This is a genomic window from Nonomuraea sp. NPDC049419 (genome assembly GCF_040676995.1).
Taxonomy (GTDB): Bacteria; Actinomycetota; Actinomycetes; order Streptosporangiales; family Streptosporangiaceae; genus Nonomuraea; species Nonomuraea salmonea.
The window spans coordinates 998,184-1,022,152 of sequence record NZ_JBFAQB010000001.1 but is presented as its reverse complement, the minus strand read 5'-3'; the positions used below and the strand labels follow the sequence as shown (position 1 = coordinate 1,022,152).

The following is a 23,969-nucleotide window of genomic DNA, read 5'->3' as shown; positions in this document are numbered from 1 at the left end:
CTCCTGTGCTCGCGCGTCGGGTCTTTGACACCATACCCACGGGTACTACGCCGCTCGCCATGGAGGTGGACCACACATGTTCCTGCGTATCGACCACATAGGGATCGCCTGCCGCGATCTCGAGGAGAAGATCGAGCTGTTCTCCCGCCTGTTCGAACTGGAGGTCGTCGCCAGGGAGGTCAACGAGGAGCAGGGGGTGAAGGAGGCCATGCTGCACATCGCCGACGGCGAAGGCGGGGGCTCCTACATTCAGCTCCTCGAGCCGCTCTCCGACGACTCGCCTGTGGGAAAATTCCTGGCTAAGCGGGGCGAGGGCGTCCATCACGTGGCATTCGGGGTGCCCGACGTCGCCGAGGCCATGTCCCAGATCAGCGAGAAAGGTGTGAGACTCCTGGACGAGCGTCCCAGGCACGGGTCGATGGGCTCGGAAATCGCGTTCCTGCATCCCAAGGACGTGGGCGGAATGCTTACAGAGCTGGTCCAAGCGGCCAAGCGATAGCAGACCACCACAAAACGTAAAAACCGTTCATATGTAACTAGTCACGCAGAAAGTTGGACGGGGCTTCGCACGCGGCACCAGCGGAGTACGCTTGACCTTCCACCGGACATGGGGCCTGCCGAGAGGCACAGGCTCCTGGTACGGATGCCCCGAACCCCCCGTCCGGCCCGTGTAGCCGTCTCGACAACCCAGGATCGAGCCTCCATGCAGTCCGACATCGACGCCCAGCTCAACAACTTCTTCGAGGACGCCCCAGCACGCGAGTTCGACGTGGTGCTGCGCGGCTACGACCGGCACCAGGTCCACGACCATCTCAAGCAGCTCGACGGGGAGCTCCGCCAGGCCCGCGAGCAGGTCACCGCCCTCCAGCGCGACCTGTCCGACTCCCAGCGCCAGCTGCAGGAGCAGGAGCGCCCCACCTACTCCGGTCTCGGCGCCCGCATCGAGCAGCTGCTCCGCCTGGCCGAGGAGCAGGCCACCGAGCTCGTCCAGGCCGCCAGGTCCGAGGCCAACGAGATCAAGGCCGCCGCCAAGGTCGAGGCCGCCGACCTGCGCGCCGCCGCCGAGGCCGAGGCCGCCGACAAGCGCGCCCAGGCCGCCCGCGAGAGCGACGAGATGCGCACGACCGCCGAGCGCGAGGCCGAGGACATCCGCTCCACCGCCCGCCGCGAGGCCGACGAGCTGACCAACACCACCGAGCGCGAGGCCGCCAAGCTGCGCGCCACCGCCGACCACGAGGTGGCGGAGAAGCGCGCCGACGCCGAGCGGGAGATCGCCAAGCTCCGCACCACCACCGAGCGCGAGGTCGCCCAGCTGCGGGCCTCGACCAAGCGCGAGCGCGACGAGGTGCTGACCACCGCCAAGCGGCAGGCCGACGAGATGCGCGCGCAGGCGCAGCGGGTGCTGGAGGAGTCCGAGGCCAAGCGGGCCCAGGACGAGGCCGAGTTCGAGATCCAGCTCGCCGCCCGCCGCGAGGAGGCCGAGCGCCAGGAGGCAGAGCGCCACGCCACCGCCCAGGCCGCCACACAGAAGCTGGTCGCCGAGGCCGAGCAGCGCGCCGCCACCGCCGAGTCGCGGGCCACGAAGGCCACGCAGCAGGCCGAGCAGACCCGCCGCGAGGCCGACCTGCACGCCAAGCAGCTGGTCGCCAACGCCCGCAAGAGCGCCGAGACCATCGTGGCCGAGGCCAAGACGAGCGCCGAGACCATCGTCACCGAGGCGAAGAACGAGGCCGAGCGCACCCGCACCGCCATGCAGCGCCAGGTCGACGAGCTGACCCGCCAGCGTGACAGCATCACCAGCCACCTGGCCCAGCTCCGCCAGCTCCTCGGCGGCGCCGCGCTGCCGGGCATGGAGCCCTCCGAGGCCGCGGTCACCGCGGCTCCGCCGAAGCCCGCTCTCGCTGCCGCCGCGGCGCCGGCCGCCGAGCCGGCCGCTCCGGCGACGACGCCCGCTCCCAAGGCCGAGGCCAAGGCCGAGGACGACGCGGAGTGGTGGCAGGAGTAACGAGCGCGCACGGGGGCTGAACGACGGCTGGGGAGAGCCTGGCGATCACACGGTCGCTAGGCTCTCTCTTTGCCGTCGGGCGTGTACGAACCGGTACGAGCCCGTCATGCTGCGTTGTCACCGAGCCTTTTCTGGAGTTCCCCGTTGTCGGCAGACGCCGGACCCGCGACCGAGCGGGACGAAGCCCGCGCCCCTACGGCCGATCCCGTGCCCGACGCGGACAGGGGCTCCCGCGACGGCGGTTCCGGAGGCTCCCGGCACGAGGACTCCGAGCGCTCCCCAGTACGGGAGCAGGCGCAGGAACAGGCGCGGGAGCAGGCGCGGGAGCAGGGCGCCGACGGCGGCGAGACGCCGTACGGGCTGCCGGGGAAGCCGCTGGCGCGCGGCCCGTTCCTGTTCGGGCTGGTCGGCGGGCTCGGCGTGCTGACGGCGCTCGCGCTCGCCCAGATGATCGTGGCCTCGCTGAGCACGATCATCCTGGTCGTCGTCGCGATGTTCCTGGCCGTCGGGCTCAACCCGGCGGTCGAGGCGCTCCAGCGCCGGGGCCTGGCCAGGCGGGGCGCGATCGCCATCGTGTTCATCGGCGTCATCGTGGCGTTCGTGCTGTTCGGGCTGGCGATCGTGCCGCCCGTCAGCAAGCAGCTCAGCGAGTTCGTCGACGCCGTGCCCGGTTACATCACCGAGCTGAGCAACCATCCGACGTTGCGGCAGCTCGACGCCGACTACCAGATACTCCCCCAGATCCGCACGTTCGTGACGACCACGCTGGGGCCGGCGTTGGCCAGCGGCATCATGGGCGCGGGACTGGTGGTGCTCAACGGCGTCTTCACCACGGTGACGCTGCTGGTGCTCATGCTGTACTTCCTCGGCTCGCTGCACACGATCAAGGAATATCTGCTCAAGCTCGTCCCGGCCTCGCGGCGGGCGCGTACGCGGGCGATGAGCGAGGAGATCCTCGGCGGCATCGGCGGCTACGTCGCGGGCAACGTGCTCATCTCCCTGATCGCCGGCGTGCTGGCCTGGATCTTCCTGTCGATCATCGGCGTCCAGTACGCGCTCGCGCTCGCCCTCGTCGTGGCGCTGACGGACCTGATCCCGCTGGTCGGCGCCACGATCGGCGCGGTGATCGTGACCGGCGTCGCGCTGCTCGACTCGCTGCCCGCCGGCATCGCCTGCGCCATCTTCTTCGTGGTCTACCAGCAGGTCGAGAACTACTTCGTCTATCCCCGGGTGATGAAGCGCTCGGTCGACGTCACGCCTGCGGTGACCGTGATCGCCGCGCTGTTCGGCGGCGCGCTGCTCGGCATCGTCGGGGCGCTGCTGGCCATCCCGGTGGCGGCGGCCATCGCGCTGGTCATCAGGGAGGTCGTGGTGCCCCGCCAGGACCGCGCCTGACCGGGCGCGCTACCTGGCCGCCTGGTTGATGCGCAGCAGGTTGCCCGCCGGGTCGCGGACCGCGAAGTCGCGCACGCCGTAGGGCTGGTCCATCGGCTCCTGCAGCACGTCGCCGCCGGCGTCCCTGATGCGCTCATAGGTGGCGTCGCAGTCGTCGACCTCGAAGATGACCGCCCGCAGCAGGCCCTTGGCCAGCAGCTCCGCCATGGCCTGCCGGTCGGCGGGCGAGGCGTCGGGGTCGGCCAGCGGTGGCTCAAGAACGATGTTGACGTCGGGCTGGGACGGCGAGCCGAGGGTGATCCAGCGCATGCCCTCGAAGCCGACGTCGTTGCGTACTTCCAGGCCGAGGATGTCGCGGTAGAAGGCGAGCGCTTTGTCATGATCGTCGACCGCGATGAAGCAGGTGTTGAGTCGGATGTCCATGCCCGTCACGTTACGTGGCGGTCGGCGGTCTTGCCCGGATGACGGCGGACCGGCCGCAGGTAGATCTTCGCGTAGCAGGACGGGACGGCGGCCAGCTCGTGGTGGTCGCGGGCGCGGTAGGCGCTCGGGCTCTCGCCGACCAGCTCGGTGAAGCGCGAGCTGAACGAGCCCAGCGACGTACAGCCGACCGCGAAGCACACCTCGGTCACCGACATGTCGCCGCGCCGCAGCAGCGCCTTGGCCCGCTCGATGCGGCGCGTCATGAGATAGCTGTAGGGGGTCTCCCCGAAGGCCGCGCGGAAACTGCGCGAGAAGTGGCCCGGCGACATGAGGGCGACGCGCGCCAGCGCGGGCACGTCGAGCGGCTCGGCGTAGTCGCGGTTGATCACATCCCGCGCCCGCCGCAACCGAACCAGGTCCTCAAGCGTCACGCCGCCAGCATGCCACACCCCACCGACAAACCCCGGCGCCCGCACCCGACGTGGCGGAGCAGAGCCCCAGCCGGCCAAGAGCCCCGCCGCACAACTGCACGTCCTGGGGGGTGGGTGGGTGCACCGCTCCGCGCGCACGTCAGGGACGGGCCGGTACACGCCTCCGCGCGCACGTCAGGGGGCGGGCCGGTGCACAGTTTTGCGCGCACGTCGGGGGTGGGCGGAGCGTGACCCCGCAGGTTGTCGGAGACGGGCGGTGCGTGGACCTGGGCGGTCAGGGGCGGTGGGTGGGGAGCTCTGTGCGGAGGAATTCCGTGACCGCGGCGTTGAAGGCTTCCGGTTGTTCGACGGCGGTCAGGTGGCCGGCCTTGGGGATGATCTCCAAGCGGCCGTCAGGGACTGCCTGGGCCATGGCGGCGGCGTCGGACGGTGGTGAGAGCTCGTCTTCCTCGCCCACGATGACCAGCAACGGCACCTTCAGCGCGGTCAAGGTGTCGGAGGAGTCGGGGCGGGCGGCCATCGCGCGCTGGGCCCAGGCGACCGCGCCGGGAGGCGCCGACTGGACGAGGCCCTTGACGCGGCCGAACACCATGGCACGGCGTTCCTTGGTCGTCGGCCCGATGAGCGCGGGCAGGACCTCGCTGACCAGCACCTCGCTGCCGGACTCGAGCACGACCTGCGCGATGCGCTCGCGGTTCTCCCTGGCCAGGGGCGGGTCGGGGCTGGCCTTGGTGTCGGCCAGGATGACGCCGAGCACCCGGTCGGGATGCCGCCGGCAGAACGCCATGGTCACGTAGCCGCCCATCGACAGTCCGCCGATCACGGCCTTGTCGACGCCCTCCGCGTCGAGCAGGGCGGCGACGTCGTCGGCCATCAGGTCGAGTGACGGCTCGTCGTCGCCCAGCCGCGACCCCCCGAAACCGCGCAGGTCAGGCGTGATGACACGGCAGACCTTGGCCAGCCCTTCGCGCTGGGCCAGCCACATGGCGGACGAGAGCGGGAACGCGTGAAGCAGCACAAGCGGGATTCCGGTCCCGGCCGATCTCGTGTAGAGCTGCACGGACCTCACGGTAACGCGGTTCACGGCGACATTCACTCAATGGCCCATGCCAAATATCTCGCTAAATGCCGCACACAGCTAATGTCCGCCCTAAAAGTGACATTGCCCGCCGCATAAAACACCCGCACAATCCAGGCACGGCCGTCCCGCGTCCCCGAGGTGAAACATGGCGGGAAAGCGTCCCGCCCTTGCCGGCCCCACCAACGCCGGCTCCTCCTCGACGCGCCGCACGCGGTCGACGCCCGCCGCGCCGAGCACGGCGTCCCGCCGCTGCGGATGGACCCGCTGCTGGTCGCGTACGCCAAGACCAGGGCCGCCGCACTCTCCGGCCAGGGCGGCAGGCCAGGGCCCGGCGGCGTACGAGACGTCCATCGTCTTCGTCTTCGAGCCGCCGGACCCCTTGAATCAGCCGATCACTGGGCGGCGAGCGCGGCGATCTGCTCCGCGCTCAGCGCCCCGTCGTACGTACGGACATCGTCCACGGCCCCCGGCCAGTAGCCGGTGAAGACGCCGGCCAGCTTCGTCCGCCCGAGTTGCACGGGCCCGGTGGCGTTCCACGTGCTCAGGTGGCTGGTGACGGTGGTGGAGGCCAGCCGCCCGTTGACGTAGACCCGCAGCTGACCGGCGAGCGCGTCGTACACGCCGGCCACGTGCGTCCACTCCATGGGGTTGGGGATGGCGTCGGAGCGCGTCCGTACGAGGGCGGCGGCGTCGGTGTCGGCGGCCGCCATGCCGAGCGTCCATCTGCCCTGCTCCTTGTCGAAGCCGAGCTGGAACCCGGCGGCCCTGCTGCCGGGCTGGGCCACGGCCGCGCTGTCGCGGGCAGGCAGGTAGTCGAGCTGGGTCCAGGCGGTGACGGTGAAGCTCGACCTGGTGTCGACCACGGGACCGCCGGTCTGGGCGTGCCCGTTGACGCCGTCGAGCGCGAGTGCCCCGTCCAGCCAGCCCGACGTCCACGAGGCGGCTCCGGACAGCGACGCGGCGGTCGCCCGGCCCGAGGAGTCGGCCGCCGACGAGCCGGACTCCTCGTCCAGCTTCCAGTGGCCGACCAGCGTGGCAGCGCTGTTGACCAGATCGGCGACCTCGTCGGCGAACAGCGCGCGGTCATAGACGCGCACCTCGTCGACGTCCCCGGGCCAGTGGTCCGAAGCCGCCCCGGCGACCTTTCCGCGGCCGATCGTCAGGGGGCCTGTGGCGTTCCACGCGGTGGTGACGGCGGCGGTGCCCTCCAGCCTGCCGTTCACGTAGAGCGAGATCCGGCCCGCCGCCGAGTCGTAGACGCCGGTCAGGTGGACCCACTCGTTGAGGCGTGGCGCGGCGGCCGACAGGGCGCGGGCGGCGGGTGCGCCGTCCGCGTCGGAGCCGGGCGTGACCAGCGCCCAGCGGTTGTCGGCCTTGGCGTACTGCAGCGCGAACGCGCCGGTCCTCGCGCCCTCCTGGGTGAGGACGGTGGCGTCGGCGGCGGTGCCGGTCAGGCGGGCCCACGCGGCGACGGTGTAGTTGCGGGTGGTGTCGACGACCGGCCCTGACGCCTGGGCGTAGGCGCCGGCCAGCCGGAGCGCGCCGCCGGTGCGGCCCGAGGTCCAGGTGGCGCCGTACAGCGTGGCGGGGTGTGCCCCTGAGGCGTCGGCGGCGGTGCCGCCCTGGCCGTCGTCCATCGCCCAGCGGGCGGCGGGCGCACGCCCTGGGTTGACGTTGAAGACGTAGATGCGGATGGGGCCGAGCTGGCCCGCGCGGTCCTTGCTGCGGACGGCCAGCACGTTCGGGCCGTCGTGCGACGGGGTGAGCCGGATCGTGGCCCGGCCGTCGGCGCCCGCCGCCACCTCGGTCTTCGGCGTGGTGTCCAGGCCGTAGACGTAGGCGACCACGTCGGTGACGCCGTCGGGGTCGAAGGTGAACGCGCCCGCCAGGCCGGCGCCGTCGCTCCAGCCGTTCTCCGTGTAGTCCGTGGAGGTGACGACCGGCTCCCTGCCGGGGGCGGTGGCGTCCACGGTGGCCTCGCACCACGGGCTCCACGCGCTGCTGGCCTTGCCGTCCTCGGCCCGCACCCGCCAGCGGACGAGCGCGCCGTCGGCGAAGAGCGCCTGCGGGATCGTGGCGGAGAAGGCGGCGCCCGACGAGCCGGACGGGGTGAGGTACTCGCCGGTCTTGGTGCCGGCCTCGTCGTACCACTCGAAGCGGCCCTTGACCGTGTTGTCGGCGTCCTTCAGCCTGGCCCACAGCTTGGGCGTGGCGGTGCTGATGACCGGCCGGTCGTCACCGGAGACGCAGGGGCCGCCGGGGTCCGACCACACGTCGGCGGCCGCGGGGACGCCGGGGTAGGAGTTGTACTCGATGTTGAGGCTCGGATTGTTCCTGAACTTCTTCCACGCGTAGACGTCGGTCTCGCTGGTGGCGCGCAGGCCGATCGTGACGTTCGGCCAGTTGTTCGCGGCGGCGTTGACGACCTGCGGCGTGACGTTGAACTCCACGCCGCCGGGCATGCAGCTCGTGCCCCAGCCCTTGGCGACGTTCTTGGTGTCCAGCTTGGTCACCCAGGAGGGCTGCTTGTTCCAGGTGGTGGACGTGCTGATCTTGTTGGTGGCCCACGCCTCGACCTTGCGGGCGCTGCAGGAGTAGGACCACGTCTCGTACGTGCGCAGCGTCGCCGAGATGATCTGCTTGCCGTGGATGGTCGAGCCGGTGTTCATCTGGAAGAACGAGCGGTTCTTCTGCGACTCGACGTGCCCCACGCGGGCGACGTCGCTGGAGTTGAGGTAGTTGGAGTTGGGCCAGTTGCTCCACACGGCCGTCCAGGCGTTGCGCGCGGCCGAGAAGTACGGGTCGAGGTAGATGGGGAACTTCGTGCCGGGATCGGTCATCATCCTGCGATCCGGCCGCAGCCGCAGCTTCTTGCCCTTCAGCTCCACGTCCATGACGGCCTCGCGGGCCTCGGGTGAGCGGCCTTCCTTGAACGCCTTCTGGTCAGGCAGGCCCTTCGAGTCCCACATCTTGGGGGTCGGCGCGATGAACAGCGTGCCGCCGTTGTCGTCGATCGCCTCCAGGTTGCCGGCCGCGTCGGTCTCCAGCTCCAGCCCTTGTGCGGCGAGCGGGTACGCCAGCTCGGTCAGGCTCTCGGCCGCGGCCCGCGACTTGACGACCAGCACGTGGGAGAAGCCGTCCACGTCGGCGGTGACCTGGAGGTCCACTCCGGGCCTGACCTCGGCGTAGGTGGCGGTGTCGCCGCTCAGCGTGGGGGTGGGCAGCGGGCCGGTCCAGCCCAGCTCCATCGATTTGCCGCCGCGCGAGAGGCGGGCGAGCGCGCTGTCGCCGCCGCCGGAGAACGTCAGCCCGACCGCCGCGGCGACCGGCTCGACCGCACCGTCGGGGCGCAGGCGCAAGGTGGTGTCCACGGGCACCCAGCGGTCGTCCTTGCGGACCCGGACCGGGCGCACGTTCAGCTCCATCTTCATGGTGCCGTCGGGCTGGGCGAAGACCGTACGGGTCTCGCTGCGCAGCGCCTCCACCTCGACCGGCCGCCCGTCACGGCGGGCCCGCGCGGCCGCGGCCCGCTCGGGGTCGGCCGGTCGCGGTGGAGCAGCCCGCCCGGCCGGAGGGCCGGCCACCGGATCGGCCACCGGATCGGCCACCGGATCGGGACGTGGCGCCTCTTCCGCCACCGAAGGTGGTGCCACTGCCAAAGTCGTGATCGATAACGCCGCCGCCACCAGCCCGTGCACTAATCGCATACGTGCCTCGCCCATGCTGAGCAGGGATTACGCGCGGACATGCGAACGTCCGGCGTCTCCACGATCTTCACGTGATGATCGGATTTTCACCCGCGTCGATCGCGAACACCAGAGTTCTGCTCATAATGCTCAAAATTCTCTTCAGCGTGGGCGGGCACGATGGAGAGAACCGTCATACCTCCGTGGGCAGCGGCGACGCGGCCGGGTTGACCCGCATGACGATCTCGTCGAGCACGATCCGTACGTACGGCTCCCCCACCCACAGGTGCTTGGCCCCGTCGACGCCGATCACCTCGGCCTGCGGCACCCGCGCGAAGCGCGCCTTGGCCTCGTCGGGCCGCAGGTAGTCGTCGAACTCCGGCACCAGCGCCACCAGCGGCCGCCCGAACTCCGCCCACTTGTCGAGGTCGGCGTCGGTGGCCCTGTGCAGCGGCGGCGACAGCAGGATCGCCCCCTCGACCAGCGGGTCGTGCGCCCACTTCAGCGTCAGCTCGGTGCCGAACGACCAGCCGACCACCCAGACGCGGGGCAGGTCGTGGAACTCGGCGTATTCGAGGGCCGCCGCCACGTCGAACCGCTCGCCCTCGCCTCCGTCGAACGTGCCTTCTGAGGTGCCGCGCTCGGAGGAGGTGCCGCGCGTGTTGAAGCGCAGCACGGCCAGGTCGGCCAGCGCGGGCAGCCGGTTGGCCGCCTTCTTGTAGACGTGGCTGTCCATGAACCCGCCGTGGGTGGGCAGCGGGTGCAGGGTGACGAGCGTCGCCACCGGCGGCCGGTCGAGGGGCTGGGCCAGCTCGCCGACCAGGGTCAGGCCGTCGGCCGTGTGCAGCTCGATCGGCTCGCGCCGGGCGGGCAGCACGGTCGCCGCGCGAATCTCCACATCGATCCCTTCAGTAGCGGGTGCGGCCCGGGCCGCGGTCGAGTCTCTTACGCCAGCAGGCCTGGTGCCAGTGGCGGCGCTCCTCGTCGCCGCCCGGCCAGTTGGGCCAGGCCACCAGGTGCGGCTGCCCGCTGCGGATCTCCTGATCGCAGCCGGGGCAGCGGTAGTTCTTCGTCGAGGAGGCGCCGGTGAGCACGCGGACCTTCCACTCGCCGTCGGGCCACTCCTCCACCTTGTCCAGCCCGGTCGGGAAGCCGAAGGGGCGGGTGGACTCCCTGCGGCGGGCGCGGCGGGGGCTCATGAGCGGGGGAACGTGCTCGCGCCGGCGACGACGAGCTGATCGAGCAGGGGGGCGGGGGCGAAGGCGGGCTCGCGGTATTCGGCGTAGAGGGCGCGCAGGCCGTCGCGTACGCGGGCGAGGCCCATGGCCTCCATGGTCGCGAAGGGCCCGGCGGGGTAGCCGCAGCCCAGGCGCATGGCGGTGTCGATGTCGGCGATGGAGGCGTAGCCGGCGTCGTACATGCGGACGGCGTCGTTGAGGTAGGGCAGCAGCAGCGCGTCGGCGACGAACCCGGCGCGGTCCTTGCACGGCACGGCCGCGAGGCCCAGCACCTTCATCAGGTCGCTCGCGGCGGACACGGCGGCGGGCGAGGTGAGCGCGGTGACGGCCAGCTCGGCCGCCCGGTCGCCGTGCAGCCGCACGCCGACCAGCTTGGCGGGGTCGCGCAGGCGTACGGCGTGCTCGACCACCGGCCGGTCGGCCAGCCGCAGCACGACGTCGGGATCGTCGCCCGACCGCTTGAACCCGGCCGCGCCGAGCCGCTCGGCCAGCTCGTCGGCCCCGGGCCCGGCCACCTCGAACGCCGTCACCCCCGGCCGCGACCCGCCGTCAGGGGCACGTGGCGGCTCGCCTGAGGAGAACCCGGCGCCCGACTTGCGGCCCAGCCGCCCGGCGGTGACCAGCTCGCGCAGCAGCGGCGACGGCGCGTGGCGCCGGTCGCGGGTCTCGTCGTAGAGCACTTCCATGATCTCGTACGCGGTGTCCAGCCCGATCAGGTCGAGCAGCGTGAACGGCCCCATGGGCAGCCCCGCGCCCAGCCGCATGACGGCGTCGATGTCGTCGCGAGTGGCCACGCCCAGCTCCAGCAGCACGGCGGCGTGGTTGAGACAGGGCAGCAGCAGCCGGTTGACCACGAAGCCGGCCCGGTCGCCCACGGTCACGGCGGTCTTGCCGAGCCGCCCCGCCAGCCCGGCGACCTCGTCGACGACGGCGGGCTCGCTCAGCACGGTGCGCACCACCTCGACCAGCCGCATGACCGGCGCGGGGTTGAAGAAGTGCAGGCCGACGACCCGGCCTGGCCGCCCGGTGGCGGCGGCGATCGCCGTCACGGACAGGGACGAGGTGTTGGTGGCGAGCACGGTCTCGGGCGTGCAGATGCGGTCGAGGTCGGCGAAGAGCGCGAGCTTGAGGTCGAGGTGCTCGGGGATGGCCTCGATGACGAGATCGGCCTCGCGCAGGTCCTCCCTGGAGGTGGTCAGCGTGACCCGGCCCAGGATCGCGGCGCGTTCTTCCGTGGTGAGCCTGCCCTTGTCGAGCGCCCGCGCCGTGGAGCCCTCCAGCAGCGAGCGGCCGCGCGCGAGCGCCTCGGCGTCGGCCTCGACGCCGAGCACGCGCAGCCCCGCCCGTGCGAACACCTCCGCGATGCCGGCCCCCATCGTGCCCAGGCCGACCACACCCACCCGTTCGAACGCCATGCCTTCAGTTTTCCAGAGGCACTAAGGTGGACGGTCATGCGGCTGGTCATCGCGCGCTGCAGCGTGGATTACATCGGACGGCTCACGGCTCACCTGCCGATGGCCCCAAGACTCGTGCTCATCAAGGCCGACGGCAGCGTGAGCATCCACGCCGACGACCGCGCCTTCAAGCCGCTCAACTGGATGAACCCGCCGTGCAAGCTCAAAGAGGACGGCGAGACCTGGACGGTCACCCACGGCAAGACCGGCGAGAAGCTGGTGCTGACGATGGCCGAGATCCTCCACGACTCCAGTCACGAGCTGGGCGTCGACCCCGGCCTGATCAAAGACGGCGTCGAGGCCCACCTGCAGGAGCTGCTCGCCGAGCACATCACGACGCTCGGCCCCGGCTACTCCCTCATCCGCCGCGAATACATGACGGCCATCGGCCCGGTCGACATCCTGTGCCGCGACGCCTCGGGCGCGACGGTGGCGGTGGAGATCAAGCGCCGGGGCGAGATCGACGGGGTCGAGCAGCTCACCCGCTATCTGGAGCTGCTCAACCGCGATCCGATCCTGGCGCCCGTACGCGGGGTGTTCGCGGCCCAGGAGATCAAGCCGCAGGCCCGCGTCCTCGCCGCCGACCGCGGCATCGACTGCGTCACCCTCGACTACGACGCCCTGCGCGGCATCGAGCCGGAGAACCCCACGCTGTTCTGAGCGCCCGTGCACGGCGCTGCACGCGCCCCTGCGGCGCCGAACGCCCACTGTCCAGGCCCTTATGGCGACCCCACAGTCAGCGGCCGTTACGGACGTCTCCGGACGTTCTGGTAAGCGGTGGCTTACCGGATTATCGTGACGCCATGACGACCCTGACGTTCGACTCTCTCAACCCGGCGACCGGCGCGGTCGTCGGGAGCCACCCGAAGGCCACTCCCGAGGCCGTGCACGAGGCCGTGGGCCGGGCGGAGACGGCCGCCGCGTGGTGGGCCGCGCTGGGCCACGCCGAGCGCAGGCGCCGGCTGCTCGACTACAAGGCGGTGCTCACCCAGCACATCAGGGAGCTGGCCGCGCTGGTGCACGAGGAGAACGGCAAGCCCGTCGGCGACGCCACGCTGGAGCTGGTGCTGGCCGTCACCCACCTCGACTGGGCGGCCCGCAACGCCGCCAAGGTGCTCGGCCGCCGCCGGGTCAACACCGGCATGATCGGCCTCAACCTGACCGCCACCCTCGAATACCTGCCGCTCGGCGTCGTCGGCGTCATCGGCCCGTGGAACTACCCGGTCTTCACCCCCATGGGCTCCATCGCGTACGCGCTCGCGGCCGGCAACGCCGTGGTGTTCAAGCCGAGCGAGCTGACCCCCGGCATCGGGGTGCGCCTGGCCGAGCTGTTCAGGGAGTCGGTGCCGGAGCACGACGTCTTCCAGACCGTCACGGGCCTCGGCGAGACGGGCGCGGCGCTGGCCGGCGACCCCCGGGTGAAGAAGGTGGCCTTCACCGGCTCCACCGCAACGGCCAAGCGGGTGATGGCGGCCTGCGCCGAGAACCTCACCCCGATCGTCGCCGAGTGCGGCGGCAAGGACGCCTTCATCGTGGACGCCGACGCCGACCTCGCCGCCGCCGCCGACGCCTGCCTGTGGGGCGCCATGTCGAACGCCGGCCAGACCTGCGTGGGCGTCGAGCGGGTCTACGTGGTGGACGCGGTCTACGACGGCTTCATGCGCGAGCTGACCGGCCGGGCGGCCCGGCTGAAGGCCGGCGAGGACTACGGCCCGATCACCATGCCGGGCCAGGTGGACGTCATCAAGCGGCACATCGACGACGCGGTCAAGGCGGGCAGGACGGTCACCGGCGGCTCCGGCGCGGTCAGGGCGCCGTACGTGGATCCGGTGATCGTCGAGGACGTGCCCGAGGACTCCCCCGCCGTCCGCGAGGAGACCTTCGGCCCGACCATCACCGTCCGCCGCACCCGCGACGCGCAGGAGGCGCTGGAGCTGGCCAACGCCTCGGCGTACGGGCTGGGCGGCACCATCTTCAGCCGCAACGCCCGCCGCGCCACCGAGCTGGCCCGGCTGATGCGCAGCGGCATGACGGCCATCAACTCGGTCATCTCGTTCGCGGGAGTGCCCTCGCTGCCGTTCGGCGGGGTCGGCGACTCGGGGTTCGGCCGCATCCACGGCGCCGACGGATTGCGGGAATTCGCCAGGCCCAAGGCCATCTCCCGGCAGCGCTTCGCGATGCCGGGCATGAACATCACCTCGTTCAACAGGGGCCCCGCCGAACTTGAGCGACTGGTCAGGCTTGTCACGTTCTTGCATGGAAGACGTAAAAGGTAATCTTCTTACCCTTTCCCAGATCCGATCATCCGTCCATAATTGTGTGCTCTGGGGGCCACGATCATGTTGGACGGGTGGAATGTGAACCGGTCTTACCGGGGAATGTCGGCTGAGCAAAGGCTGGCAGACAGACGAGAGCGGCTGATGACGGCCGCGTACACGCTATACGCGAAGCCGGGTTTCGCGGCGACGACCATCGAAAGGCTCTGCTCGGAGGCGCGGATCTCCAACCGGGCCTTCTACGAATGTTTCGGCGGCCGGGAAGAGTTGCTGCAGGCGTTGCACGAGCGCTGCGTGGACGAAAGCCTGGCCGTCGTCGCGAAGGCCGTTCAGGACGCGCCTGCCACGCTCGACGGCCGGGTGCAGGCCGGCATTCGCGCGTATATCGAGTTCGCCACCGCCGACTGGCGGCGAGCGCGCATCATGCACGTCGAAGTACGCCGATCAGGCGACGTCCTGGCCCTGTCACGCCAGCGCGCGATCGGCTCCTTCGCCAGGCTCGTCGAGGAGGCCTCCGCCGATTTCCCGCTCGCCGGCGGCCTCAATCGGCGGCTGGTCGCGCTGGGCGCCATAGGGGCCTTACAAGAGCTGCTCATCGAATGGCTGCTGGCCGACGATCAACCGGAGATCGACGAACTCGTCGAGGTGGCGGTGCACATCTTCAACCGCGCACTGGGCCCCGCCTGATGGCCCGTTCAACACCATTGCACATTTGCAGCCGGAGTGACCCGGCCGAAAACGCCATTTAGTCAATGCAGAAAAAGAGCGGGCGACGGCTGATCGTCGCCCGCTCCGATATGTCACATCAGGCCACCGCGGCCTCGGGAACCTCCACGTTCAGCACCCGATTCAGCCGGGTCACCGCGAGGATCCGCATGATCCGCGGTGGCACCCCCCGAAGGACGAGGCGGCGTCGCACGCTGATCGCGCGCCGATGAGCGCCCACGAGCACACCGAGCCCGGTCGCGTCGATCATCTCCAGCTTGGAGAGATCGAGGATCAGGTCTCCTTCGCCGGAGTCGAGCGCCTCGTGCAGCCGCTCGCGCACCCCCGCCGACGTGCCGACGTCGAGCCGGGCACCGATCCTCACCACCTGGGCCCGCGGATTGCCCCGGACGCGCATGCCACCTCCTCAGTCACGCACACGGCGTGGTCACAGCGCTGCGGACAGCGCTTGACGAGGTAAAACCTCACCATGTCCCTACCCAGCCATCGGGAGTGACACGACTGCTCGTAGCAGGAATTGTCCGTCTCCGGTCGGCTGGGCGGTCATCGCGCCTCCCACGGCCGCCAGCCGCTCGCTCAGCCCTGCCAGGCCACTGCCCAGGTCGGCCGCCTTCCTGCGGGCCACCCCGTCGTTGCGCACGGTCAGCTCGGCCTCGTCCGCAGTGAACCGGAAGGAGATGTCGCAGAAGGTCGCCGTGCTGTGCTTCAGCACGTTCGTCACCGCCTCGCGCACCGCGAACGCGAACACCGGCGCCACTCCGTCCGGCGACTCGCGGTGGGGCAGTGCCACCTCGCAGCGGACCCCCGCCGCTTCGAGCACACTTCTCACGCTATTCAGCTCAGCGGTCAAGTCAAGCTCGCGGTAGCCGCGCACGGCCTGCCGCAACTCCTTCAGCGCCTTCCTGGTCAGCGCGTTCACCTCGGCCATCTCGGCCTTGGCCGCGCCGGTGTCCACGTCCGACAGGCGTACCGCGAGCTCGGTCTTGACCGCGATGGCGGAGAGCTGGTGTCCCACGAGGTCGTGCAGATCCCGGGAGAAGCGCAGCCGCTCCTCGGCCAGCGCCAGCCTGGTGTGCGCCTCCTTGCCCCGGTGCGCCTCCACGGCCAGCCCCCAGATCCACATCCATACCCGGTTGGACGGCGGGATGAGCACGCACAGCAGGCCGTACATGAGCGCGTCGAACGACAGCCGCTGCATCGTCGTCATGCCGGCGACCATCTCCGACAGCATCGTCCCGCCGGTCAGCGCCGACAGGCCCACGCCGGTCACCCACGTGCCGGCCGCCACCACGTACGACCAGCGCCTGGAGATCTCCAGCACCGCGATCGACAGCCAGCACAGCAGCAGGAAACCCCACCCGACCGGCTCAGCCCCGCCCAAGGCCGCCGCGAGCACGGCGAGGACCGCCGCCACCACCACCTTGCGGGTGGGGTAACGGCGGTTCAGGAGCTCGTCCACGACCTGCCAGGAGACCCAGGTGAAGCCGGCCGCGGCGACCGCTCCGAGCGCCACCCGCCACCAGATGATCCGGCCCTCGGACATCCCGGTGAAGACGGACAGGCCGATGAGGATCCATGAGGCGAGGAACGCGAAGCCGAGCACCTTCCTGGTGGTCGAGCGCGCCTGTTCGATCCTGCCCACTAGCGCGTACGGAGGACTTCGGTGAGCTTGAGCCGCGCCCCCGTCCGCAGCACGGCCCGGCGGTACACCGTCGCCCCGAAGGCCAGCACGCCCGCCACGCCCAGCATCATGAGCCCCATGGACGCGGCCACCTGCCACACCGGCACCTCGGTCGCGGCCATCCGCACCGGCATGATCATGGAGGAGAAGGGCGGGATGAACGACCCGACCGTGGCCAGCGTGCTCGTGGGCTCGTTGCCGGCGTAGAAGGCCACGAAGTACGTGCCCATGATGACCATGGTGAGCGGCGTCATCACGGTGTTGACCTCCTCCTGCCGCGAGACCAGCGAGCCGGAGGCCGCCGCCAGCGTGGCGAAGAAGGCGTAGCCGAGCACGAACCAGAGCACGACCGCCACCACGAGCCCGGTCATGCCGGGCGGGAAGTCCGCAGCGAGGCCCGAGGCCGAGGCCGCGACCAGGCCGACGACCAGGATCGTCACCAGGTTGATCAGACCGACCACGCCCAGGCCGAGGATCTTGCCGCCGAGCAGCTGCCACGGCCGCACCGAGGCCAGCAGGATCTCGACGATGCGGCTGCCCTTCTCCTCGACCACGCCCATGGCCACCATCACGACCTGACCGATGATCATGAAGAAGAGCACGAAGACGAGGACCGTCGCGATGCCCGTCCTGGCCGCCTCATAGCGCGTGTCCGCGCCGACCGACTGGACCTGCAGCGGCGGGATGTTCACGCCCGCGGCGCCGAGCTTGACCTCCCGGTTCACGCTCTGCATGAGCACGCCGAGCTCCTGGTCGATCTCGCCGTCCGTGAGCACCCTGGTGCCGTCGACCAGCACCGCGTCCACGTCGCCCGCCAGCACGGCGGTCTTGGCCGCCGCCTCGTCGGCGAACTGACGCCACTCGAACGCGATGTCCGGCGCCGCCCGGTCCAGCGGCAGCTGCTCGGAGTTGACGGTGCCCACCGTGTACGAGTCCCCGCCGCCGAACAGCTTGGGCGCGTACGACAGCAGCCCCACCAGCACCGCCGTGACGATCAGGCCGATCACGAACCCCTTGGTCCTGACCTGCGTGGTGATCTCACGCCCGGCGACCAGCATCAGTCCGTTCACGCCACGGCCTCCTTGAAGATCTCGGTGAGCGACGGGTGCTCGGCGCCGAAGCGCTCGACCGCGCCCGCCTTCATGGCGCGGCGCAGCAGCTCCTGGCCGTCACCCGTGTTCGTGCGAAGGATGTGCAGGTCGCCGTCGACCGTGACCGTGCCGGGCAGGCCGTCGGCCCAGCCGGGCGCCGGGTCCCGGACGGCCACCACCATCGTGCCGCCCTCGGCCGCGCGCAGCTCCGCCACCGTGCCGGTGGCCACCATGCGGCCGGACGAGACGATGCCCACGGAGTCGCACAGCCGCTCCACCAGCTCCAGCTGGTGGCTGGAGAAGATCACCGGCACGCCGCTCCTGCAGCGCTCCTGCAGCGCCGCGGCGAGCGCGTCCACCGCGATCGGGTCGAGCCCGGAGAACGGCTCGTCGAGGATCAGGACCTCGGGATCGTGCACCAGCGCCACCGCGAGCTGGACCCGCTGCTGGTTGCCCAGCGAGAGCGCCTGCACGGCGTCGTTCCTGCGCTCGGTCAGCCCCAGCCGCTGGAGCAGGTCGTCGGTGGCCTTCTTGGCGGCCGTGGCGCTCAGGCCGTGCAGCCGGCCGAAGTACTCGATCTGCTGGCCCACCCGCATCTTCTGGTACAGCCCGCGCTCTTCCGGCATGTAGCCGAAGCGCTGGCGGGCGTCGTAGCCGAGCGGCCTGCCCTGCCAGCTCACCGAGCCGGAGTCGGCCTGGAGCACGCCCATCACGATGCGCATCGTCGTGGTCTTGCCGGCGCCGTTCGCGCCGACGAAGCCGTACATCTCGCCCGGCCGTACGCTGAAGCTGACGCCGTCGAGGGCGAGCTTGCCGCCCGGGGCGCCGGGACCACCCGCGAAAGTCTTGCGCAGCTCGCTGATCTCGAGCATCAGGTCATCTCCTTCGTCATGCGTCCATGGTGGCGTTTGCCCCATTGGCCCGGCCAGTCGGAGAAATCACCGGCCCGAGGTGCATCCCGCGTCCGATCCCGATGACATTTGTCATTACGCTGTGCCCATGACGCGCGCCGACAAGGACAAACCGGTCGTACTCTCCCGCATCTACACCCGTACCGGAGACGACGGCACCACGTCGCTGGTCGATGGCAGCCGCACCCACAAGACCGACCCCCGGCTCGTCGCCTACGCCGACGTCGAGGAGGCCAACGCCCACCTGGGTGTCGCGCTGTCACACGGCACGCTGCCCGCCGAGCTGGCGGAGGTGCTGGTCAGGGTGCAGAACGAGCTGTTCGACGTGGGGGCCGACCTCGCCACGCCGGTCGTGGCCGAGCCCGAGTTCCCGCCGCTGCGGGTCGAGGCGTCCTACATCGAGTGGCTGGAGGAGCAGTGTGATCGCTTCAACGCCGGCCTCAAGCCGCTGCGGAGCTTCATCCTGCCCGGCGGCGACCCCGCCACGGCCGCCCTGCACGTCGCCCGCGTCACCGTACGCCGTGCTGAGCGCTCGGCGTGGGCGGCCATGCGGGCGCACGACGACACCAACCCGCTGACCGCGAAATACCTCAACCGCCTGTCGGACCTGCTGTTCATCGCCTGCCGGGTCGCCCACGACGGCGGCGAGATCCTCTGGAAGCCCGGCGGCACCCGCTGAAGCGTCAGGCCACGTCGAGATAGGCGCTCGGCGGCGCCGACTCCAGCCAGGCCAGGAACCCGGTCATCGCGTCGGCGCTCATGGCCAGCGAGATGCCCCGGGTGCTGCCCGAGCAGTCGACGGCGAACAGGCCGCCGTCGATCTCCCTTCGGGCGGATACGACAAGGCCGCGCCTCGCGATAGCGTGACGCGGCCTGAGTCGGACGCCCAGCAGCGGGATCCAGTGGAGCTCCCCGTCGGCGTAGCGGGCCACCCCGCTCTGCCATCCGCGCTCCCCCACGCGCAGCCGACACGGTACGCTCCCACGCGCGCGGGACAGCATGGCCCCCCGCACGACGATGAGGGCGGCAAGCAGCACTACGAGAATCACAACCGTCGCCACCATGCCGCCCCCCTGAGCCCGCTTGATAGGTGCTATTAAACCTCTTCGCCCGCCGCACGCAGGCGGGCCCTGGCACGCTTGGCCTCGACGGCCGCGTCGGCGTCCTCCTGGTTGGCCTCGATCGAGGCCTGGGCCCGGTCGAGAGCGTCACGAGCCGCCGCCACGTCGACCTCGGAGCCGAGCTCGGCCACCTCGGCCAGCACGGAGACCTCGTCGTCGGCGACGGAGATGAAGCCCCCGTGCACCGCCGCCACCAGCTCCGGCTCGCCTTCCCGCTTCACGCGCAGCACCCCGCCCTCGACGAGGACGCCGAGCACAGGTGCGTGTTGCGGCATAATACCGATCTCGCCGTCCACGGTCTTGGCAATCACCATGTCGGCCTCGCCCGACCAGATCTCACGCTCGGGTGAGACAACCCCTACGCGTAGCTTCGCCACTTGTGTAGGTTCCTTTCCGATCAGGTGGTGGCACGGCGCTCCGGCCGTACCACCACCGTGGGGCGATTAGCGACGCTCGAGTTCCTTGGCCTTGGCGATGGCCTGCTCGATGCCACCGACCATGAAGAACGCCTGCTCGGGCAGGTGGTCGTACTCGCCGGCGCACAGGCCCTTGAACGAGGCGATGGTCTCGTCCAGCGGCACGGTCTCGCCCGGCTGGCCGGTGAAGGCCTCGGCCGCGTACATCGGGTGCGACAGGAAGCGCTCGATGCGGCGGGCCCGCTGGACGGTGACCTTGTCCTCTTCGGACAGCTCGTCGATACCGAGGATCGCGATGATGTCCTGGAGCTCGCGGTACTTCTGCAGGATCCGCTTGGTCTCCTGGGCCACCGCGTAGTGCTCCTCGCCCACGATCTGCGGGTCGAGGATGCGGGAGGAGGAGTCGAGCGGGTCCACCGCGGGGTAGATGCCCTTCTCGGAGATGGGCCGCGAGAGCACGGTCTGCGCGTCGAGGTGCGCGAACGCGTTGTGCGGCGCCGGGTCGGTGATGTCGTCCGCGGGGACGTAGATCGCCTGCATGGAGGTGATCGAGTGACCACGCGTCGAGGTGATGCGCTCCTGGAGCACACCCATCTCGTCGGCCAGGGTGGGCTGGTAACCCACGGCGGACGGCATACGGCCGAGCAGCGTCGAGACCTCGGAACCGGCCTGCGTGAAGCGGAAGATGTTGTCGATGAACAGCAGCACGTCCTGCTTCTGCACATCGCGGAAGTACTCCGCCATCGTCAGCGCCGACAGGGCGACCCGCAGACGGGTGCCCGGCGGCTCGTCCATCTGGCCGAAGACGAGCGCGGTGTCCTTGAGGACGTCCGCCTCCTCCATCTCCAGCCAGAGGTCGTTGCCCTCACGGGTGCGCTCGCCGACACCGGCGAAGCACGACGTACCGCCGAAGTTACGGGCGACACGGCGGATCATCTCCTGGATGAGCACCGTCTTGCCCACGCCGGCGCCGCCGAACAGGCCGATCTTCCCACCCTGCACGTAAGGGGTGAGCAGGTCGATGACCTTGATGCCGGTGACCAGCAGCTCGGTGCGGGACTCCAGCTGGTCGAAGGGGGGCGACGGCCGGTGGATCGGCCAGCGCTCCTCGACCTTCAGCGAGGAGGTCGGCACGTCGAGCGTCTCGCCCAGCGCGTTCCACACGTGGCCCTTGACGACGTCGCCGACCGGCACCGAGATCGGGGCGCCGGAGTCGACCACGGCCTGACCGCGGACCAGGCCGTCGGTGGGCTGCATGGAGATGGCGCGCACGAGGTTGTCACCCAGGTGCTGGGCGACCTCGAGCGTCAGGGTCTTGGTCTCGCCACCGAGGGTCACCTCGACGTTGAGCGCGTTGTAGATGTCGGGCATCGCATCGACGGGGAACTCCACGTCGACGACGGCGCCGGTGACACGTGCCACGCGGCCAGTGCCGGCCGCGGGGGCTTCCACAGTTTCTACAGCCTCTGCAGTCATTTCACTCTTTCCCCGCTGCGGCGTCAGCGAGCGCGTTGGCGCCACCGACGATCTCGCTGATTTCCTGGGTGATCTCGGCCTGGCGAGCCTGGTTCATCTGCTGGGTGAGCACCCGCATCAGCTCGTTGGCGTTGTCGGTCGCCGACTTCATCGCGCGCCGCCGCGCGGCCTCCTCGGAGGCCGCGGACTGCAGCAGCGCCGTGAAGATGCGCGACTCCACATAGCGCGGCAGCAGCGTCTCCAGCACGTCGCCGGCGGTCGGCTCGAACTCGAAGTACGGCGGGATCACGGTGGACTCCGTCGCCTCGGTCTCCTCGACCTCCAGCGGAAGGACGCGCTTGACCACGACGTTCTGCGTCAGCATCGAGACGAACTCGGTCGAGACGATGTGGATCTCGTCGATGCCGTTGTCGTCCTTGAACGACTCGATCAGCGTGTTCGCGATCTCCTTGGCGTCGGCGTAGGCCGGCCGGCGGGTGAAGCCGGTCCAGCTGCCGCCCATCTCCCTGTTACGGAAGGTGTGCCAGGTGACGCCCTTGGTGCCGGTCACGAACGGCACGACCTCGAGGCCGCGGCCCTCCAGCAGGCCGCGCAGGGCCTCGGCCTCGCGCAGCACGTTGGCGTTGAAGCCGCCACAGAACCCGCTGTCGCTGGTGACGATGAGCACGCCCGCCTTGGCGGGGTTCTCCTTCGCCACGGTCAGCGGATGGTCGACGCTGGCCGCGTTGCTGACGACGCCGGTGACGGCGCGAGTGATCTCACGCTCGTACGGCAGCGCCGCCTGCATCCGCTGCTGCGCCTTCACGATCCGTGAAGAGGCGATGAGCTCCTGCGCGCGCGTGATCTTCGCGGTGGACTTCACCGAGGTGATCCGCCGGCGCAGCTGCCTTAGCTGGGCACCCATCTGCTACTTCTTCTCCGCCGGACGGACGACCTTCTTGATCTTCTCCTGGCCGACCTCGTCGGCACCCAGCGGAGCGACCGGCTCGTCCTTGACCAGCAGCTCACCCGAGGAGGTGGTGAAGCCCTTCTTGAACTCCGTGATGGCGTCCTTGAGAGCGGTCACCGTGTCGTCGGACATCTCGCGGGTCTCGCGGATGGTGTCGAGGATGCCCTTGTGCGAGGACTGCAGGTAGTCGAGGAACTCGCCCTCGAACCGGCGGATGTCCTCGACCGGCACCTCGTCGAGCTCGCCGCTCGTGCCGGACCACACCGACACGACCTGACGCTCGACGGGGAACGGCGCGTACTGCGGCTGCTTGAGCAGCTCGACCAGCCGCTGACCGCGCTCCAGCTGAGCGAGCGAGGCGGCGTCGAGGTCGGACGCGAACGCGGCGAACGCCTCGAGGTCGCGGTACTGCGACAGCGACAGCTTCAGCGTGCCGGAGACCTTGCGCATGGCCTTGACCTGCGCGGAGCCACCGACTCGGGACACCGAGATACCGACGTTGATCGCCGGGCGGACACCGGCGTTGAACAGGTCGGTCTCCAGGAAGCACTGACCGTCGGTGATGGAGATGACGTTGGTCGGGATGAACGCCGACACGTCGTTGCCCTTGGTCTCGATGACCGGCAGACCCGTCATCGAGCCACCGCCCATGTCGGCGGAGAGCTTCGCGCAGCGCTCCAGCAGCCGGGAGTGGAGGTAGAAGACGTCGCCGGGGAAGGCCTCACGGCCCGGCGGGCGACGCAGCAGGAGGGACACGGCGCGGTAGGCGTCGGCCTGCTTGGTCAGGTCGTCGAAGACGATCAGAACGTGCTTGCCCTGGTACATCCAGTGCTGGCCGATGGCCGAGCCGGTGTAGGGGGCAAGGTACTTGTAACCGGCCGGGTCGGAGGCCGGGGCGGCGACGATGGTGGTGTACTCCATCGCGCCCGCCTCCTCGAGGCGGGCCTTGACCTGCGCGATCGTCGAGCCCTTCTGGCCGACGGCGACGTAGACGCAGCGGACCTGCTGCTCGGGGTCGCCCGACAGCCAGCCCTCGCGCTGGTTGAGGATGGTGTCCACGGCGATCGCGGTCTTGCCGGTGCCACGGTCACCGATGATCAGCTGGCGCTGGCCGCGGCCGATCGGCGTCATGGCGTCGATCGCCTTGATGCCGGTCTGCAGCGGCTGCTTCACCGGCTGCCTCTGGACGACCGAGGGAGCCTGCAGCTCAAGGGCGCGGATGCCCTCGGCCTCGATGGCTCCCTTGCCGTCAAGCGGGTTACCCAGGGGGTCGACCACACGGCCGAGGAAGTTGTCGCCGACGGGCACGGACAGGACCTCGCCCGTCCTGCGGACCGTCTGGCCCTCCTCGATGCCGGCGAACTCGCCGAGAACCACGACACCGATCTCACGGGTGTCGAGGTTGAGTGCCAGGCCGCGCGTACCGTTCTCGAACTCGAGCAGCTCGTTCGCCATCGCCGAGGGAAGGCCGGAGACATGGGCAATGCCGTCGCCGGCGTCGACGACGGTCCCGATCTCCTCGCGCGCGGCGCCTTCCGGTTCGTACGCCTGGACGAAGCGCTCAAGCGCGTCCCGGATCTCGTCCGGCCGGATCGTAAGCTCCGCCATC

23 protein-coding genes are annotated in these 23,969 nt (G+C 70.3%); 7 read left to right on the top strand and 16 right to left on the bottom strand.

Translation table 11 applies throughout. From position 1 onward, the window contains the following. The first annotated feature begins 76 nt into the window (after positions 1-76). The 3 genes from mce to AB0K12_RS04705 all read left to right on the top strand — a co-directional run bounded on the left by mce (position 77) and on the right by AB0K12_RS04705 (position 3,400). Positions 77-499 carry a methylmalonyl-CoA epimerase gene (gene mce / locus AB0K12_RS04715; protein ID WP_355429855.1) on the top strand — a complete coding sequence of 141 codons (423 nt, stop codon included), beginning with the start codon at positions 77-79 and terminating at the stop codon, positions 497-499. A 204-nt stretch (positions 500-703) separates the two neighbouring features. Beyond that, the gene (locus tag AB0K12_RS04710; RefSeq protein WP_364555564.1) at positions 704-2,005 is read left to right on the top strand and encodes a DivIVA domain-containing protein; all 1,302 of its coding nucleotides are present in this window, start codon (positions 704-706) and stop codon (positions 2,003-2,005) included. A 207-nt stretch (positions 2,006-2,212) separates the two neighbouring features. After that, positions 2,213-3,400, top strand: a complete 1,188-nt coding sequence (locus tag AB0K12_RS04705; RefSeq protein WP_364555563.1) for an AI-2E family transporter — start codon at positions 2,213-2,215, stop codon at positions 3,398-3,400. Between the two features lie 9 nt (positions 3,401-3,409). Here the strand turns inward: AB0K12_RS04705 and AB0K12_RS04700 are convergent, their stop codons facing one another. From AB0K12_RS04700 to AB0K12_RS04670, 7 genes are all read right to left on the bottom strand, one after another. Further along, positions 3,410-3,823: a VOC family protein gene (locus AB0K12_RS04700; protein ID WP_364555561.1), complete on the bottom strand. Its 414-nt coding sequence runs from the start codon at positions 3,821-3,823 to the stop codon at positions 3,410-3,412. A gap of 5 nt (positions 3,824-3,828) precedes the next feature. Continuing rightward, the gene (locus AB0K12_RS04695) at positions 3,829-4,254 is read right to left on the bottom strand and encodes a helix-turn-helix transcriptional regulator (protein ID WP_345397633.1); all 426 of its coding nucleotides are present in this window, start codon (positions 4,252-4,254) and stop codon (positions 3,829-3,831) included. Positions 4,255-4,528: 274 nt separating this feature from the next. After that, positions 4,529-5,272, bottom strand: a complete 744-nt coding sequence (locus tag AB0K12_RS04690; RefSeq protein WP_364555559.1) for an alpha/beta fold hydrolase — start codon at positions 5,270-5,272, stop codon at positions 4,529-4,531. A gap of 455 nt (positions 5,273-5,727) precedes the next feature. Next, positions 5,728-8,988, bottom strand: a complete 3,261-nt coding sequence (locus AB0K12_RS04685; RefSeq protein WP_364555557.1) for a LamG-like jellyroll fold domain-containing protein — start codon at positions 8,986-8,988, stop codon at positions 5,728-5,730. A 226-nt stretch (positions 8,989-9,214) separates the two neighbouring features. Next, positions 9,215-9,919 carry an alpha/beta fold hydrolase gene (locus AB0K12_RS04680; RefSeq protein WP_364555556.1) on the bottom strand — a complete coding sequence of 235 codons (705 nt, stop codon included), beginning with the start codon at positions 9,917-9,919 and terminating at the stop codon, positions 9,215-9,217. Positions 9,920-9,929: 10 nt separating this feature from the next. Next, complete coding sequence (locus AB0K12_RS04675; RefSeq protein WP_364378796.1) at positions 9,930-10,220, bottom strand: ATP/GTP-binding protein; 291 nt, start codon at positions 10,218-10,220, stop codon at positions 9,930-9,932. Continuing rightward, positions 10,217-11,674 (bottom strand): 3-hydroxyacyl-CoA dehydrogenase NAD-binding domain-containing protein, encoded by a 1,458-nt coding sequence (locus AB0K12_RS04670; protein WP_364555555.1) that lies wholly within the window; start codon positions 11,672-11,674, stop codon positions 10,217-10,219. The genes AB0K12_RS04675 and AB0K12_RS04670 overlap by 4 nt, the downstream gene beginning before the upstream one ends. A gap of 36 nt (positions 11,675-11,710) precedes the next feature. Here AB0K12_RS04670 and nucS point away from each other — a divergent pair, with 36 nt between their 5' ends. The 3 genes from nucS to AB0K12_RS04655 all read left to right on the top strand — a co-directional run bounded on the left by nucS (position 11,711) and on the right by AB0K12_RS04655 (position 14,676). Next, a complete protein-coding gene (gene nucS / locus AB0K12_RS04665) occupies positions 11,711-12,373 on the top strand; it encodes an endonuclease NucS (RefSeq protein WP_364555554.1) in 663 nt (220 codons plus the stop codon). Between the two features lie 143 nt (positions 12,374-12,516). Next, the gene (locus AB0K12_RS04660; protein WP_364555552.1) at positions 12,517-13,989 is read left to right on the top strand and encodes an aldehyde dehydrogenase family protein; all 1,473 of its coding nucleotides are present in this window, start codon (positions 12,517-12,519) and stop codon (positions 13,987-13,989) included. 144 nt (positions 13,990-14,133) lie between these two features. Continuing rightward, positions 14,134-14,676: a TetR/AcrR family transcriptional regulator gene (locus tag AB0K12_RS04655; RefSeq protein WP_364555550.1), complete on the top strand. Its 543-nt coding sequence runs from the start codon at positions 14,134-14,136 to the stop codon at positions 14,674-14,676. A 118-nt stretch (positions 14,677-14,794) separates the two neighbouring features. On the opposite strand, the gene AB0K12_RS04650 is transcribed toward AB0K12_RS04655, so the two are convergent. From AB0K12_RS04650 to AB0K12_RS04635, 4 genes are all read right to left on the bottom strand, one after another. Next, positions 14,795-15,112, bottom strand: coding sequence for an STAS domain-containing protein (locus AB0K12_RS04650; RefSeq protein ID WP_364555548.1), 318 nt, complete (start codon positions 15,110-15,112; stop codon positions 14,795-14,797). 78 nt (positions 15,113-15,190) lie between these two features. Continuing rightward, positions 15,191-16,357 (bottom strand): histidine kinase, encoded by a 1,167-nt coding sequence (locus tag AB0K12_RS04645; protein WP_364555546.1) that lies wholly within the window; start codon positions 16,355-16,357, stop codon positions 15,191-15,193. Beyond that, positions 16,357-17,466, bottom strand: coding sequence for an ABC transporter permease (locus tag AB0K12_RS04640; RefSeq protein WP_364555544.1), 1,110 nt, complete (start codon positions 17,464-17,466; stop codon positions 16,357-16,359). Before AB0K12_RS04640 ends, AB0K12_RS04645 begins: the two co-directional genes overlap by 1 nt. Continuing rightward, complete coding sequence (locus AB0K12_RS04635; protein WP_364555543.1) at positions 17,463-18,359, bottom strand: ATP-binding cassette domain-containing protein; 897 nt, start codon at positions 18,357-18,359, stop codon at positions 17,463-17,465. The genes AB0K12_RS04640 and AB0K12_RS04635 overlap by 4 nt, the downstream gene beginning before the upstream one ends. Positions 18,360-18,486: 127 nt before the next feature. On the opposite strand from AB0K12_RS04635, the gene AB0K12_RS04630 reads away from it, so the two are divergent. Continuing rightward, positions 18,487-19,077 (top strand): cob(I)yrinic acid a,c-diamide adenosyltransferase, encoded by a 591-nt coding sequence (locus AB0K12_RS04630; RefSeq protein WP_364555541.1) that lies wholly within the window; start codon positions 18,487-18,489, stop codon positions 19,075-19,077. A gap of 4 nt (positions 19,078-19,081) precedes the next feature. Here AB0K12_RS04630 and AB0K12_RS04625 read toward each other — a convergent pair whose 3' ends face one another. From AB0K12_RS04625 to atpA, 5 genes are all read right to left on the bottom strand, one after another. Further along, positions 19,082-19,462, bottom strand: coding sequence for a DUF2550 domain-containing protein (locus AB0K12_RS04625; protein WP_355429907.1), 381 nt, complete (start codon positions 19,460-19,462; stop codon positions 19,082-19,084). Between the two features lie 32 nt (positions 19,463-19,494). Next, the gene (locus AB0K12_RS04620; protein ID WP_344876149.1) at positions 19,495-19,896 is read right to left on the bottom strand and encodes a F0F1 ATP synthase subunit epsilon; all 402 of its coding nucleotides are present in this window, start codon (positions 19,894-19,896) and stop codon (positions 19,495-19,497) included. Between the two features lie 66 nt (positions 19,897-19,962). Further along, positions 19,963-21,411 (bottom strand): F0F1 ATP synthase subunit beta, encoded by a 1,449-nt coding sequence (gene atpD, locus AB0K12_RS04615; protein WP_364555538.1) that lies wholly within the window; start codon positions 21,409-21,411, stop codon positions 19,963-19,965. Position 21,412: 1 nt separating this feature from the next. Continuing rightward, positions 21,413-22,315 carry a F0F1 ATP synthase subunit gamma gene (locus AB0K12_RS04610; protein ID WP_364555537.1) on the bottom strand — a complete coding sequence of 301 codons (903 nt, stop codon included), beginning with the start codon at positions 22,313-22,315 and terminating at the stop codon, positions 21,413-21,415. 3 nt (positions 22,316-22,318) lie between these two features. Next, complete coding sequence (gene atpA / locus AB0K12_RS04605) at positions 22,319-23,968, bottom strand: F0F1 ATP synthase subunit alpha (protein WP_364555535.1); 1,650 nt, start codon at positions 23,966-23,968, stop codon at positions 22,319-22,321. Between the last annotated feature and the right edge of the window lies 1 nt (position 23,969).

What these genes read in the sequence shown, in the direction of transcription:
- AB0K12_RS04675 (WP_364378796.1), bottom strand. Translation starts at nt 10,220, where the DNA reads ATGAGCCCCCGCCGCGCCCGCCGCAGGGAGTCCACCCGCCCCTTCGGC.
- nucS (WP_364555554.1), top strand. Translation starts at nt 11,711, where the DNA reads ATGCGGCTGGTCATCGCGCGCTGCAGCGTGGATTACATCGGACGGCTC.
- AB0K12_RS04625 (WP_355429907.1), bottom strand. Translation starts at nt 19,462, where the DNA reads ATGGTGGCGACGGTTGTGATTCTCGTAGTGCTGCTTGCCGCCCTCATC.
- AB0K12_RS04670 (WP_364555555.1), bottom strand. Translation starts at nt 11,674, where the DNA reads ATGGCGTTCGAACGGGTGGGTGTGGTCGGCCTGGGCACGATGGGGGCC.
- atpA (WP_364555535.1), bottom strand. Translation starts at nt 23,968, where the DNA reads ATGGCGGAGCTTACGATCCGGCCGGACGAGATCCGGGACGCGCTTGAG.
- AB0K12_RS04660 (WP_364555552.1), top strand. Translation starts at nt 12,517, where the DNA reads ATGACGACCCTGACGTTCGACTCTCTCAACCCGGCGACCGGCGCGGTC.
- AB0K12_RS04650 (WP_364555548.1), bottom strand. Translation starts at nt 15,112, where the DNA reads ATGCGCGTCCGGGGCAATCCGCGGGCCCAGGTGGTGAGGATCGGTGCC.
- AB0K12_RS04700 (WP_364555561.1), bottom strand. Translation starts at nt 3,823, where the DNA reads ATGGACATCCGACTCAACACCTGCTTCATCGCGGTCGACGATCATGAC.
- AB0K12_RS04710 (WP_364555564.1), top strand. Translation starts at nt 704, where the DNA reads ATGCAGTCCGACATCGACGCCCAGCTCAACAACTTCTTCGAGGACGCC.
- AB0K12_RS04630 (WP_364555541.1), top strand. Translation starts at nt 18,487, where the DNA reads ATGACGCGCGCCGACAAGGACAAACCGGTCGTACTCTCCCGCATCTAC.
- AB0K12_RS04635 (WP_364555543.1), bottom strand. Translation starts at nt 18,359, where the DNA reads ATGCTCGAGATCAGCGAGCTGCGCAAGACTTTCGCGGGTGGTCCCGGC.
- atpD (WP_364555538.1), bottom strand. Translation starts at nt 21,411, where the DNA reads ATGACTGCAGAGGCTGTAGAAACTGTGGAAGCCCCCGCGGCCGGCACT.
- AB0K12_RS04655 (WP_364555550.1), top strand. Translation starts at nt 14,134, where the DNA reads ATGACGGCCGCGTACACGCTATACGCGAAGCCGGGTTTCGCGGCGACG.
- mce (WP_355429855.1), top strand. Translation starts at nt 77, where the DNA reads ATGTTCCTGCGTATCGACCACATAGGGATCGCCTGCCGCGATCTCGAG.
- AB0K12_RS04610 (WP_364555537.1), bottom strand. Translation starts at nt 22,315, where the DNA reads ATGGGTGCCCAGCTAAGGCAGCTGCGCCGGCGGATCACCTCGGTGAAG.